The organism is Nocardia sp. NPDC050406, assembly GCF_044459025.1.
Taxonomy (GTDB): domain Bacteria; phylum Actinomycetota; class Actinomycetes; order Mycobacteriales; family Mycobacteriaceae; genus Nocardia.
The window spans coordinates 788,262-801,282 of sequence record NZ_JBITIM010000001.1 but is presented as its reverse complement, the minus strand read 5'-3'; the positions used below and the strand labels follow the sequence as shown (position 1 = coordinate 801,282).

Here is a 13,021-nt window from a genome sequence, read left to right as displayed (position 1 = left end):
TCCTGTGAACGCACGGGGAGGGTCCCCTGCGCCTCGCGACCGGTGCGGAGCGGACATTCGGCGCGCCGCGGTGAGGTGATGTGACAACCGGTCCCGTACTCTGCACCCGTGACCGTCTCGCACACCCAGGCCTTCACTCCCGCACTTGCCGAGCTACCGCCGGATACCGATCTGAAGGCCATTCTCCTCGACCTCGCAGACAATCATGTCGCGGCACCCAAGGGGAAGAAACAGGACGGACTCGCCGAGATCGCCGCCGACGCCCGTGACCACGGCATCGACCTGAATATCGTGGTGATTCAGGGCAATCCGGGCATCGAGGCGAAGTTGCGCGACCTGGCAACCGAGGTTGGCAAGCAGGAGCAGGGCACCGTGGTGGTGTTCAGCGACGACTGGGTGGGCACCTGGAGCGACTCCTACACCCGGGCTCGGCTGGAATGGGCCGAGGACAAGTCGAAGTATCGCGGGCCCGATCACACCGTCGATGCCGCGCGGACTTTCGTGGATCGGCTCGAATCGCACGATCCGGTGTCGTGGACGCTCATCGCCGCGGTGCTGACCGCGGGTCTGGTGGCGCTCATCGCCGGGCTGTATGTCGTGAAGTCGCGTCGCGCCGGGCGGGAGGCCGTCGAGTCCGCGCCGGAGCCCGATCGCGAGCACGAGACGGTCTAGTTCTCTGAATCTTTGCTGGCGGCCGGATTTTTTCCGGCCGCCGATGCTGTGTGCCTGTATAGCGGCATGCCGCCGAAGCGGGCTAACGCACGGCTACGAGTGAACTGATCGCGGGTCATTCTGGCGTGCCTCCCAAATGTGCACCCGCATGTGTCGTACCGTTTCGCAACGGCATTGTTGGGGAAGAAGTGTCATGCGGGCCTCGGGAGTTCCATGTTTCGAATGGTGCTGATGAGGCTCATGAGGCAGTAGTCGTGTATTCCCCCGGGGCCAGACAGGATCCAGGGAGGTGCGATGCGATTACCGGCGAAGCGGCGGGGACGCCCGGTACGGGTCGCCGTGGGGTTGCTGGTCGTGGTGACGGCGTTGCTCGTGGGGGTGAGCGCGCAGGCGGTGCCGCCGCCACCGCCCAATCCCAGCGACAGTGAACTCGGCGAGGCGGGAGCGCAGGTCGACGCCGGGGTCGGCGAGGTCTCCGCCCTCATCAACCAGGTCGCCTCGGCCGAACAGCAATTGCGGCAACTCGACAATGCGGTGGCCGCGCGCCGCGAGGCCGTCAACAAGGCGCTCGTCGATCTGCAGTTGGCGCGCGAGGCCGCCGATACCGCCGCGGCCGCCGTCGCCGCCAGCAAGCAAGAGCTCACCGATGCGGGCGGGCGCGTGGACGCCGCACACCGCGAATTCAACAAGTACGTGGCGCAGATCTACATGCGTCCCGCCTCCACCTCGCTCATCACCTACATGTCCGCGCCGGATCCGGAGACGGCGCTGGCGCGGGCGCAGGTGCTGACCATCGCGTCGAAGAATCAGAAGCAGGTCGTCGAGGCGCTGCGGGTCGCCCAGGTGGATCAGGCGAACAAGAATTCCGCCGCGCGCCTGGCGCAACAGCAGGCCGATGCCGCCGCCGCCGACGCGGAGGTGAAGAAGACCGAGGCCCAGAACGCCGTCGCCGCCGCGCAGGCGGAGTTCAACCAGCAGGCTGCGGTGCGCAACAACCTTGTCGCGCAACGCGTTAGCGCCAACCAGCGCTTGGAGGAGGCCCGTGCTCGGGTGGGCGGCCTGCAAAGCCAGCGCGACGCCTTCCTCGCCTGGGATCAGCAGCGCCAAGCCGAAGAGGCCGCCGCCCGTGCCGCCGCCGCGGCGGCCGCCGCCCGCGTGGCCGCGAACCGCGAGGCCAACGACCGCGCCGCCGAAGCCGCCGCCACCCACCGCCCGCACACTCAGCTCGGCGGTTCCCCCATCCCGCCCCGCTACGGCCAATCCCCAAGCCGCCCAACGGGAGACCGCGCCACCCTCATCGAAACGGTCGTCGACCGCGCCATGTCCCAGATCGGCGTCGATTACGCCTGGGGCGGCGGCGACGAAGACGGCCCCACCCTCGGCATCCGCGACGGCGGCGTAGCCGACAGCTACGGCGACTACGAAAAAGTAGGCTTCGACTGCTCCGGCCTGATGATCTACGCCTTCGCCGGAATAGGAATCTCGCTCCCGCACTACAGCGGCTACCAATACAACATGGGCACCCGAGTAGACGTCTCCGCCCGAGAACGCGGCGACATGCTCTTCTGGGGCCCCGGCGGCAGCCAACACGTAGCTCTCTACCTCGGCAACGGCAAAATGGTAGAAGCCCCCCAATCAGGCGACGTAGTAAGCGTTTCCCCCGTCCGCGAAGACGGCATCATGCCCTACGCGGTCCGCCTGATCTAATCCGCCTGCGGCCAAGCCACATTCGCCAATCGCTCTGCCAGCGAGTCCGCCTGGCGTACGCCTTGGCGGAACGCGTCCGGCCAACTCGCCAAAGGGTTGGCGGCGTAGGTCTTGAAAACGTCGATCATGGCTGCGTCGGGGGCGAAATGCACGACGGTGTCGGCCGAGGTGTAGGCGAGTTCGGCTTGGAGGAGTGCGCGCGGAACCTGGTGTGCCAGTGGCTCGATGACCACGAGGACGTCGGATTCCTCGGCGGCATCCGCATTGGTCGCCGACCACACGCCGCCATCGATGTAGTAGCGGCCGTCGACGACCACCGGCGGGAATGCGCCCGGCAAGGCGCGGCTGGCGGACACCGCCGTCGGCAGCGGCACTCCGCTGTCACTGCTCCATACGCGGCGTTCGCCGGTCTCGGCCTCGACAACGATGACCCGCAACCGATTCGGCCATTCCTTGCCGCCGACCAGCCACTCCATCGGTGCGAGATGGCCCGGCTGCGCCGGTTCCTCCGCCATCGCCAATTGCCCGATCTTGCGCCGCGCCACATCCCGATCGACCCTCGGATCGAACAGTAGGGAGAAAACCGCCCCCAGCAATTCGGGCTTCAAGGCAGGGCGTGACTCCGCGTCTGGATGCCCGTGGTGCTCTGCGAACTCCTCCAAATCCCGCCCGGTCGCGATCGCCGCGGCCACCATCGCGCCAGCAGAGGTTCCTACCACCGAGTTGGCTGCCCCCAGATCGATTCCCCGGCGGCGCAATTCGGCAGCCAATCCGGTCATCCACGCGGCTCCGGGAATCCCGCCGCCACCCAATACCACCGATCGTCGAACAGTCCCCCCGGACGTCCGATCATGCCCACTGTCCATGCGGGGCAGCCTATCCGCCGTCGTTGGCCTCCGCAGATCGACGCGGGTTAGCGTTTGTCCATGAGCGGGCCGACCTCACCCTCGTACACCCTTTCCAACGCATGGGATTTCGCTGAGGAGAGGCTCGCGCTGCTGGGTGCGGCATACGACGCGGACAGCATCGCACTCGCGCAGCGGCTGGGTGTCGGTGCGGGTTGGCGGTGTTTGGAGGCTGGGGCGGGGGGTGGCTCCTTTGCGCGGTGGCTGTGTGGAGCGACTGCGCCGGGTGGACGAGTTCTCGCGGTCGACGCCGATGCTCGCCATCTGAGGGATCTTCCTGGCCTCGGTGGGGAAGTCGCTCAGATCGACCTTGTCGCGGAGGAACTTCCCTCGGGCGCATTCGATTTCGTCCATACGCGGTTCGTGTTGTTGCACATCGCCCAGAGGGAGACCGTACTGGAGAAGCTTGTCGGAGCACTCGCTCCCGGCGGCATTCTTCTACTCGAGGAAGGCGATGGTCTCGGTGTCCGTGAGGAGATGCCGGGTGCGTTCGGGGAGGTCTGGCGAGCCTTCGCCCAGTCGACCGAGGCCGCGGGCGCGAACCAATCCTGGGCCAGAAGCCTCCCCTCGGCTCTCGGTGCGCACGGGCTCATCGACGTTGAAGCCGACGCGCAGATCCCCATGTTCCGCGGCGGCTCGCCGATGGCCCACATGTGGAGCCTCACCTGGGTGCAGGTCGCCGAAACCTTGGTGGCGCAGGGGATCTCGCGTGAGGTCATCGCCGCCGCCCGGGCCGAACTCGACGACGATCAGCGATGGTTCTACGCGCCGCCCACGGTCCGCGTGTGGGCGCGAGCCCGCTCATGAGATGGTGGCTGGGTTTCGGGCGCTGATGTTGAACATCCAGATGATCCCGACTCGACCGATCGGCGGGTCCGATCGGTCGTCGAATCAGGCTGTCACCGAATCACGACATCCTCTGTCAGGGTTTCTGGAAATCCATGCGGCGCTCGCCATTACGGATCGGCGGGCTCTTTCGTGCTGATCTCCGCCGTGGATGCCGTGGCCGCTTCCTTTCGCGACGCGATGAGGCTGGTGATCGTGGTGACGATGAGGACGCCGCAGATCACGCTCAAGGAGAAGGGGGTGGAGATTTCGGGGGTGTCGACGCCGGATTCGTGGAGGGCGTGTAGGACGAGTTTGATGCCGATGAAGCCGAGGATCACCGAGAGGCCGTAGCTGAGGTGGACGAGTTTCTTCAGGAGGCCGCCGAGGAGGAAGTAGAGCTGGCGTAGGCCCATGAGGGCGAAGGCGTTGGCGGTGAAGACGATGTAGGGGTCCTGGGTGAGGCCGAAGATGGCGGGGATGGAGTCCAGGGCGAAGAGGATGTCGGTGGTGCCGATGGCGAGCATGACCACCATCAGCGGGGTCATGATGCGCTTGCCGTTCTTCTCGATGAACAGTTTGGTGCCGTGGTAGCGGTCGGCGACGCCGAATTTGTGCTCGATGGACTTGAGAAGGCGGTTCTCCTCGAACTCCTCCTCCTCGGCTCGGGCCTCGCGAATGAGCTTCCAGGCGGTGTAGATCAAGAACGCGCCGAAGATGTAGAAGACCCAGGAGAAATTGGCGATGACCGCCGCGCCCGCGCCGATGAAGACCGCGCGCAGCGCCAAGGCGATCAGCACGCCGAACAGCAGGACGCGCTGTTGCAGATGCGAGGGCACCGAGAACTTCGCCATGATCAGCACGAAGACGAAGAGGTTGTCCACACTCAGCGACTTCTCGGTAATGAAGCCCGCGAAGAACTCGGTGGAGGCCTGCGCATTGCCCAGGACGAGCAGCCCGAGACCGAAGGCGACGGCCAAGGCGATCCAGACCACCGTCCAGATACCGGCTTCCTTCATCGACACGTCATGCGGCTTGCGGCCGATGAAGAAGTCGGCGGTGATGAGCACACCCAACCCGACAACGGTCAGCACCCACAGGGTCAACGACACATCCACTACGCACGCCTCCGGGGCAGCTCTCTACAACACGATCAACGAAACTGCCGCCAGACGCCGCAGCGAGGAATGCGCGGGAACACGGCCCGCGCCGCCCACGAGGCTACCCGGGAAACCAGCAAAGGTAAAGAAATCCCCAAGGCTTGGTCGGATCAAGGTCAATCGACTCGCCCCCGTGTTGTCGGCACACGCGGCCGGTTTGCCCGTTATCGTCGGATAGGTGGCCAGTAAGTCCGCGTCGTCGGCGGTGGAGTTGACGGTTGGCGAGCACACGGTGCGGGTGTCGAATCCGGACCGGGTGTACTTCCCCGAGACCGGCGCGACGAAGCTCGACCTGGTGCAGTACTACCTGAGCGTCGGCGACGGCATCGTCAACGCGCTGCGGGACCGACCGTGCATGCTGCACCGGTTTCCGAAGGGCCTGCCCGGCGGCAAGGTACATCAGAAGCGAGTGCCGGGCGGAGCTCCGGACTGGATACCCACCGTGGAACTGTATTTCCCGCGCTACGGCCGCACCGCCGACGAACTGTGCGTGGAGAAGCTCGCCGACGTGATCTGGGCGGTGCAGATGTCCACCGTCGAGTTCCACCCCTGGAACTCACGCCGCTTCGACACCGAGCGGCCCGACGAATGGCGCATCGACCTGGACCCGATGCCGGACTGTCCGTGGTCGCGAGTGCAGCGCGTCGCGGGCGTCGTGCATGAGCTGCTCGATGAACTCGGAGCGGTCGGCTGGCCGAAAACGTCCGGCGGCAACGGATTACACGTCTACGTACGGATCGCGCCGAACTACGGCTTCCAGGAGGTGCGTCGGGCCGCACTGGCCTTCGCGCGCGAGGTCGAACGCCGCGCCGCCGAGGATGTGACCACGGCCTGGTGGCGGCGCGACCGCGACCCGCGCATGCTGTTCGTGGACTACAACCAGAACGCGCGCGACCACACCATCGCCGCGGCGTACTCGGTGCGTGGCGTCCCGGAGGCGACGGTCTCCACGCCCGTGCGCTGGGCGGAGATTCCGGACCTGCATCCGCGCGATTTCACCATGGCCACGGTGCCCGCCCGCTACGCCGAACTCGGCGACCTGCACGCCGGAATGGACGAGGCGGTCTTCGATATCGAACCGCTGCTCGAGTGGGCCGAGCGCGACAAGGTCGACGTGGATCTCGACGAGGACACCGAGGACTGAGCGGGCTACCGCGTAACGAGTCCTCGTATTCTGCCGCTGTGCAGACTCTTTCGCTGCTGTGACCGACGGCACACAAGCGACGGCTAATAACTAGCAACACTTTGGTGTGGCGGGCCGATACCTCCTTCGAGCACCTGGTGCTCGTGTCCGTTCCGGTGTGGGGGCCGGTCTTCTTGTCTGCCTTGCGGTCTCGCGACCGCACGAGCGAAAGGGTCCGCATCGATGCGATCGACTCGCACAGTGTCGAATTCACTGAGACGCTTCGGCTTCCAGTGCCGGAGTGTGGCATTGGCGCTGGTAGCGCTACTGGCCGCGGCCATCGCCGTGGTGGGCGCGGGAGCGACCGCGCAGGCGGCGTTCACCCCCGCCGCCTTCGACTTCTGGGTCGACTCCCCGACCATGGGACCGATCAAGAGCCGGGTCCTGCGCGCGGCCGACGGCAACACCAATCGGGTGGTCTACGCCCTCGACGGCATGCGCGCACCGGAGACCTTGAACGGCTGGGAAATCGAAACCAATGTCGCCGAGGTGCTGGCCAGTTGGAACATCAATGTGGTCATGCCCGTCGGCGGCCAGTCCAGCTTCTACGCCGACTGGAACGCGCCGAGCGAATTCTTCGGCATCCCCGCTGGCACCGGCTCGGCGAACACCGGTTCCGGTGCGACGGACGCGCTCTCGGGCGGCCCGGGCAAGAGCTACCGCTACGAGTGGGAAACGTTCATCACCCGTGACCTGCGCTGGGCGCTGCGGGATCGGCTGGGCTTCAACCCGAATCGCAATGGCGTCTTCGGCTTGTCCATGGGCGGCAGCGCCGCGCTCACCCTCGCGGCCTACCATCCGGACCAATTCAGCTACGCCGGTGCCTATTCGGGCTACCTGAACATCTCCGCGCCCGGTATGCGCGAGGCCATCCGCCTGGCCATGCTCGACGCGGGCGGCTACAACGTCGACGCCATGGCCCCGCCGTGGGGTCCGCAGTGGCTGCGCATGGACCCGTTCGTCTTCGCGCCCAACCTGATCGCCAATGGCACCCGCCTGTGGATCGCCGCCGCCAGCGGCCGCCCCTCCGCCACCGATGGACCCAGTGTCGCCACCGTGAACGGTATGGCCCTGGAAGCCTTGGCACTGGCCAATACCCGCGCCTTCCAGGTGCGCATGGCGACCCTCGGCGGCGGCAATGTCACCTACTCGTTCCCGGCCTTCGGTATTCACGCCTGGAACACCTGGCAGGACGAGGCGTATCGGATGATTCCGGACCTCTCCGCCAATATCGGCTAGGGCGCGCGGTGGTCGTCGGTATCGTTGCGCGGCACAAGGCGGTAATGCGGTGCTGATAGCGGAAATCGATGTGGTGCGCGCGGTGGATTGGCTGCTGCGCGACCTGCCCGCCGCCGCCCTGCGCGGGATCGCCCGCCGGGCGGAAGCCACACGGCTGCAACGGCAGCGGCCGGTGACCGCCCGAGCGCTCACCGGCCGCGACGGCCTGGCGCGCTACCGTCGACCACTCCAGCGGACCGCCGTCGAACTCACCGAGATCCTGACGGTGCTGGAACCGCCGACCCCGCAACACGATTGGGAACGGGAGGCGCGGACCTACGCCGAAATCGGTTCGGCCTGCCTGGATCTGGCCTACCACATCGAGCACCGGCTGCTCTCGGCCGGTGACGACACCGGGAGTTGGGCGGTGCGGCTCGTCCACAGCGCCCATCACCTCGATACCTTTCTCCGCCCCGGAACGGTCGCCGACCAGGTGCAGCGCAGTTACTGCGCGCTGTTCGACGCCGCGGTCCTGGACGGGCGGGGGAGGTTGCGTCCGGGCATCCTCGAAACCGGTGCGCTGCCCTAGCTTTCGTCGCGGTCGGGACTATTCGTCGACACTGGCTGTGGCCGGTCGGCCGTGGCTCGCGGTCATCTCCGCGTGATGCTGGTGCAGCGCGCCGATCACGGCCGTGAGCACGCGATGGGCGGCGGCCAGATCCGCATCGGGCAGATCGGCCATGGCCGCTCTGGTGCGGATACCGAGCGGAATGAAGAACTCCTCGGCGGCGGTGCGGCCGGGCGTGTCGTGGTAGAGGATGACCCGTCGCCGGTCCGCGGGATCGGTACCGCGCCGCAGGTGCCCGGAGGCGGTGAGGCGCTCCACCATGTAGGTGACCGCCGCCGAGGACACACCCATCAGCTTGCCCAGCTGCCCCGGCGTCAGCGGCCGTCCCGCGTACTCGGCGGAGGCGATGTGCAGCATGGCTCGGAAATCATTGGGGCGCACGTTGTTCCATCGGGCGAAAACATGCCCCAATTGCTCCGAGATGGCGGTCAGGGCGCGCAGATCCGCGCCGATCTCGGTCTCCAACACCGCGCGCTCATCGCCCGGTGGCGTCCCGCGCGAGGCCGTTGCGTCGCTGTTGCTCACCCGCTCAGCCTAGTCCGCCCGGCCATTCATTCAGTTGCTTAACAATTAAGTTTCTGAGATATTCGAGTGGTGGGACTTTGGGATCGCTACGCCACGTTCGTCACCGCCCGGCGCTCACCACTGCTGCTGTTGGCGCTGCTCGCCGCCGCCGCAGCGCTGATCGCGGGCATCGGCAGCAACGATTCCGCCACGTCCGCGCCGCGATCACTGCCCGACCACGCGGAGTCGGCGCGCGTCGAACAACTGCTGAGGCAATTCCCCGATGGCGCGAATTCATCCGCGCTCGCGGTGATCACCCGTGCCGACGGCGCGCCGCTCGACGAGCGCGACCGCGCCGCGGCGACCTCCGCGATCGGCCGGGCCGTCGTCGCCGCGACCGGCGAAACCGGTTCCGGCCCACTGATTCCCGCGCCGGACGGCACGGCCGTGATCGGACCGATTCCGGTCCCGGCGGACCTGAGCGGCCTGGAACTGTCCGACCGCGTCGACGCGGTGCGCGAGGCCGCGCGCACCGACCTGCCCGACACGCTGCGACTCGAGGTGACCGGCGGCCCGGCCTTCGCCGCCGATATCGCCGATTCGTTCTCCGGGGCCAATACCACCCTGTTGGCCGTGACCGCCCTGGTCGCCGCGGTGCTGCTGATGATCACCTACCGCTCCCCGGTGCTGTGGCTGGTGCCGCTGCTCGTCATCGGCCTCGCGGACCGGGTGGCCACCAGTCTGGGCACGGCGCTGGGCCGCTTCACCGATCTCAGCTTCGACGGCTCCACCGCGGGCATCACCAGTGTGCTGGTGTTCGGCGCGGGCACCAATTACGCGCTGCTGCTGGTCTCGCGCTACCGCGATGAACTGTGGCGGGAGCCGAATCACCGGGTCGCCCTGCGACATGCGGTGCGCCGGGCCGGACCGGCGATTCTGGCCAGCAATCTCACCGTCGTCATGGCGTTGTTGATCCTGTTGGCGGCGTCGGTGCCCAGCACCAGGAGCCTGGGCGCTCCGGCGGCGATCGGACTGGTGCTCGCGCTGGTCTTCGTCCTGTTCGGCCTGCCTCCGGCATTGGTGCTGTGTCGGCGACAGATCTTCTGGCCGTTCGTGCCGCGCCCGGATGGCCGGGACAACGCCGAACGCGGTATGTGGCATGCCGTGGCGACCCGCGTGGTCGCCCGTCCCGCCCTGGTCGCGATCACCGCGACGGGCCTGTTGGGCGTCTGCGCGCTCGGTGTCCTCGCCGTCGACATCGGTCTGTCGCGCACCGAACAGTTCCGGGTGCGCGCGGAATCGGTCGATGGATTCGACACGCTGGCAACACATTTCCCGGGCGGGTCCGTTGATCCGACGGTGGTGGTGGCCAAGGCCGCGGCGGCGCCGGAGGTGGATCGGGCGCTCGCGGGGGTGCCGGGAGTGTTGGACGTCAAGCGCACCGGAGACACCCAGACCGGACTGGCGCGCTGGTCGGTGGTTCTCGATGCCACACCGACCTCCGACAGGTCCGCGAGCATCCTCGAGGACATGCGCTCGGCGCTGTCCGACATACCCCAGGCCGACGCCCTGGTCGGCGGTAACGACGCGCAGGCCCTGGACGGTCGCGATGCCGCGGCCCGGGATCGCGTGCTCATCGTCCCGCTCATCCTCGCCGCGGTCTCACTCGTGTTGCTGGTCCTGCTGCGCGCCCCGCCCGCCGCGTTGCTGCTGGTGGCGGTGACGGTCCTCAGCGCCCTCGCCGCGCTGGGCTTGGGCGGCTGGGTCGGCACGGTGTTCTTCGGTTTCCCCGCCTGGGACACCAATGTGCCGCTGCTCGCCTTCCTGTTCCTGGTCGCCCTCGGCGTCGACTACACCATCTTCCTGGTCACCCGAGCCCGCGAGGAGACCCCGGAACACGGCACCCGCGGCGGCATCGTGCGCGCGGTCTCGGCCACCGGCGCGGTGATAACCAGCGCGGGCGCGGTACTCGCGGCGGTGTTCTGTGTGCTCGGCGTGCTGCCGCTGATCACCATGGCGCAACTCGGGCTCGTGGTCGGTTTGGGCGTGGTGCTGGACACCCTCGTGGTGCGGACGGTGATCGTTCCGGCGTGGTTCGCCGTTCTCGGGCCGTGGGTCTGGTGGCCTGGGCGGGTGGATCGTGAGACCGCGTCGCAGGCGCGGCGACAACCGGTGACAACAGAGAGGACGGGGTAGTGATGAGTGGTACTGCGGCACAGCGGAATTCGTCGACCGACCGGTTCGAGGGCTACTCGACGCGCACCCAGGCGATCGGCGGGGCTGTCATCGTCGCGCTCGTGATAGCCGCCGCCGCGATCGGCAATATCGCGGCGGTGAACACGGCCGACAAATACGAGCGCTTGACCCAGCCCTCGTGGGCACCGCCCTCCTGGGTGTTCGGCCCGGTGTGGACGGTCCTGTACGCGCTGATGGCGCTGTCGGCCTGGTGGGTCTGGCGCGGCGGGCCGTGGCCGCTGGTGCGCACCGCGCTGGCCGCCTTCGGGGTGCAGTTGGCGCTGAACGCCGCGTGGACGCCGTTGTTCTTCGCCGCCGAGTGGCGGGGCGTGGCGCTGGTGGAGATCGTCGTCCTGACGGCGGCGATCATCGCGACGATCGTGTTGTTCGCCGGGCGCAGTCGGTTCGCTGCCGGGTTGCTCGTACCGTATCTGGTGTGGACCGTGTTCGCGACGGCCCTGAACTTCTCGGTATGGCAGTTGAACAACTGAGCCGGAAGAGGTGATGGCGTGCGCTGTGTGGTGGCCGGTGCGACCGGATATATCGGCGGCAGGCTGGTTCCCGAACTGCTTCGGCAGGGCCATTCCGTGCGGATCCTGGCACGCAGCCCCGAGAAACTGCGCGAGGTGTCGTGGCGCGACGAGGTGGAGGTGGTGACCGGCGACATCACCTCCGCCGAGGCCGTCGACGCGGCGCTGACCGATCAGGAGGTCCTCTACTACCTGGTCCACTCGCTCAATCGCGCCGATTACGAGGAGGTGGACCGGGCGGCCGCGCGCTTGGTCGCCGACAGCGCGGCCCGCGCCGGGCTGCGGCGCATCGTCTACCTCGGCGGTATCACGCCCGCGGGACAGGAGCTGTCACGTCACCTCCGGTCGCGAGCGGAGGTCGGCGATATTCTGCTCGCCGGTCCGACCCCCACCCTGGTGCTGCGGGCGGCGGTGATCATCGGCTCGGGATCGGCCAGTTTCGAGATGCTGCGGTATCTGACCGAGCGGCTGCCGGTCATGGTCACCCCGCGCTGGGTGCGCAATCGCATCCAGCCCATCGCGGTGCGGGATGTGCTGCACTATCTGGTCGCCGCCGCGAAGGTGCCCGAATCGGTGTCCGGGGCCTTCGATATCGGCGGGCCGGATGTGCTGACCTACGTGGACATGATGCGCGGGTACGCGGAGGTCGCCGAATTGCCGCGCCGCGTGATCGTGCCGGTGCCGGTGCTCACGCCGTGGCTGTCGGCGCAGTGGGTGAATCTGGTGACGCCCGTACCGCGTTCGATCGCGGTGCCGTTGATGGAATCGCTCATCAACGACGTGGTCTGCGCCGACGACGCCATCTCCGAACACATCGCGCCGCCGCCCGAGGGTCGCACCGGCTATCGGCGCGCGGTGGCCTTGGCGCTGGCGCGCATCAAGGATCTGGATGTGCCGACGCGCTGGTCCGATGCCGACGCGCCGGGTGCTCCGTCGGACCCGATTCCAACGGATCCGGACTGGTCGGGAGGAACGTTCTACACCGATGTCCGGGAATGCGCCACCGACGTCAGTCCGGAGCGGCTGTGGACGGTCATCGAGGCCATCGGCGGCGAAAACGGTTGGTATTCCTTCCCTTTGGCGTGGTCGCTGCGCGGCTGGATCGACCGTATCGCCGGTGGCGTCGGCCTGCGCCGGGGTCGCCGCGACCCGCATCGCCTGCGCACCGGCGAAGCCCTCGACTGGTGGCGCGTCGAGTACATCGACCGCCCACGGCTGCTGCGGCTGCGCGCCGAGATGCGGGTCCCCGGTCGGGCTTGGCTGGAACTGTCCGTCGTCCCCGGCGACGGCTCCGGAGCCGTCTATCAGCAGCGCGCGCTGTTCGAACCGCACGGCTTCGCCGGTCACCTGTACTGGAAGTCCATCGCACCGTTCCACGCGGTGATATTCGGCGGCATGGCACGCAATATCACCGCCGCGGCACAGCGAACGAAGTAACCCCCGACCTCGCAGGG

12 protein-coding genes are annotated in these 13,021 nt (G+C 67.7%); 9 read left to right on the top strand and 3 right to left on the bottom strand.

What is annotated here, in order from left to right; all coding sequences use genetic code 11:
* Positions 1-108 precede the first annotated feature (108 nt).
* The gene (locus ACIBH2_RS03705) at positions 109-672 is read left to right on the top strand and encodes a DUF6676 family protein (RefSeq protein ID WP_397113071.1); all 564 of its coding nucleotides are present in this window, start codon (positions 109-111) and stop codon (positions 670-672) included.
* A gap of 294 nt (positions 673-966) precedes the next feature.
* Entirely contained in the window at positions 967-2,379 is a 1,413-nt protein-coding gene (locus tag ACIBH2_RS03700; RefSeq protein ID WP_397113069.1) for an NlpC/P60 family protein, read from the top strand.
* Here the strand turns inward: ACIBH2_RS03700 and ACIBH2_RS03695 are convergent.
* On the bottom strand, positions 2,376-3,245 hold the full coding sequence (locus ACIBH2_RS03695) for a patatin-like phospholipase family protein (protein ID WP_397113067.1): 870 nt from the start codon (positions 3,243-3,245) through the stop codon (positions 2,376-2,378). The genes ACIBH2_RS03700 and ACIBH2_RS03695 overlap by 4 nt on opposite strands.
* A gap of 60 nt (positions 3,246-3,305) precedes the next feature.
* Here ACIBH2_RS03695 and ACIBH2_RS03690 point away from each other — a divergent pair, with 60 nt between their 5' ends.
* Positions 3,306-4,091: a class I SAM-dependent methyltransferase gene (locus ACIBH2_RS03690; RefSeq protein WP_397113065.1), complete on the top strand. Its 786-nt coding sequence runs from the start codon at positions 3,306-3,308 to the stop codon at positions 4,089-4,091.
* Positions 4,092-4,240: 149 nt separating this feature from the next.
* Here the strand turns inward: ACIBH2_RS03690 and ACIBH2_RS03685 are convergent, their stop codons facing one another.
* Positions 4,241-5,227 (bottom strand): TerC/Alx family metal homeostasis membrane protein, encoded by a 987-nt coding sequence (locus tag ACIBH2_RS03685; RefSeq protein WP_397113063.1) that lies wholly within the window; start codon positions 5,225-5,227, stop codon positions 4,241-4,243.
* A gap of 220 nt (positions 5,228-5,447) precedes the next feature.
* Between ACIBH2_RS03685 and ligD the strand changes: the two genes are divergently transcribed.
* The 3 genes from ligD (at position 5,448) to ACIBH2_RS03670 (ending at position 8,259) form a co-directional block, all read left to right on the top strand.
* Entirely contained in the window at positions 5,448-6,413 is a 966-nt protein-coding gene (gene ligD / locus ACIBH2_RS03680) for a non-homologous end-joining DNA ligase (RefSeq protein ID WP_397113060.1), read from the top strand.
* 222 nt (positions 6,414-6,635) lie between these two features.
* The gene (locus ACIBH2_RS03675) at positions 6,636-7,691 is read left to right on the top strand and encodes an alpha/beta hydrolase (protein ID WP_397113058.1); all 1,056 of its coding nucleotides are present in this window, start codon (positions 6,636-6,638) and stop codon (positions 7,689-7,691) included.
* Between the two features lie 49 nt (positions 7,692-7,740).
* On the top strand, positions 7,741-8,259 hold the full coding sequence (locus tag ACIBH2_RS03670) for a hypothetical protein (protein ID WP_397113056.1): 519 nt from the start codon (positions 7,741-7,743) through the stop codon (positions 8,257-8,259).
* An 18-nt stretch (positions 8,260-8,277) separates the two neighbouring features.
* Here the strand turns inward: ACIBH2_RS03670 and ACIBH2_RS03665 are convergent, their stop codons facing one another.
* Positions 8,278-8,823 carry a MarR family winged helix-turn-helix transcriptional regulator gene (locus ACIBH2_RS03665; protein ID WP_397113054.1) on the bottom strand — a complete coding sequence of 182 codons (546 nt, stop codon included), beginning with the start codon at positions 8,821-8,823 and terminating at the stop codon, positions 8,278-8,280.
* A gap of 69 nt (positions 8,824-8,892) precedes the next feature.
* On the opposite strand from ACIBH2_RS03665, the gene ACIBH2_RS03660 reads away from it, so the two are divergent.
* Genes ACIBH2_RS03660 through ACIBH2_RS03650 form a run of 3 tightly spaced genes read left to right on the top strand, consistent with a single transcriptional unit; the run spans position 8,893 to position 13,004 of the window.
* Positions 8,893-10,998: an MMPL family transporter gene (locus ACIBH2_RS03660; protein ID WP_397113052.1), complete on the top strand. Its 2,106-nt coding sequence runs from the start codon at positions 8,893-8,895 to the stop codon at positions 10,996-10,998.
* A 2-nt stretch (positions 10,999-11,000) separates the two neighbouring features.
* On the top strand, positions 11,001-11,528 hold the full coding sequence (locus ACIBH2_RS03655) for a TspO/MBR family protein (protein WP_397113050.1): 528 nt from the start codon (positions 11,001-11,003) through the stop codon (positions 11,526-11,528).
* An 18-nt stretch (positions 11,529-11,546) separates the two neighbouring features.
* Positions 11,547-13,004, top strand: coding sequence for an SDR family oxidoreductase (locus ACIBH2_RS03650; protein WP_397113048.1), 1,458 nt, complete (start codon positions 11,547-11,549; stop codon positions 13,002-13,004).
* The last annotated feature ends 17 nt before the right edge of the window (positions 13,005-13,021 follow it).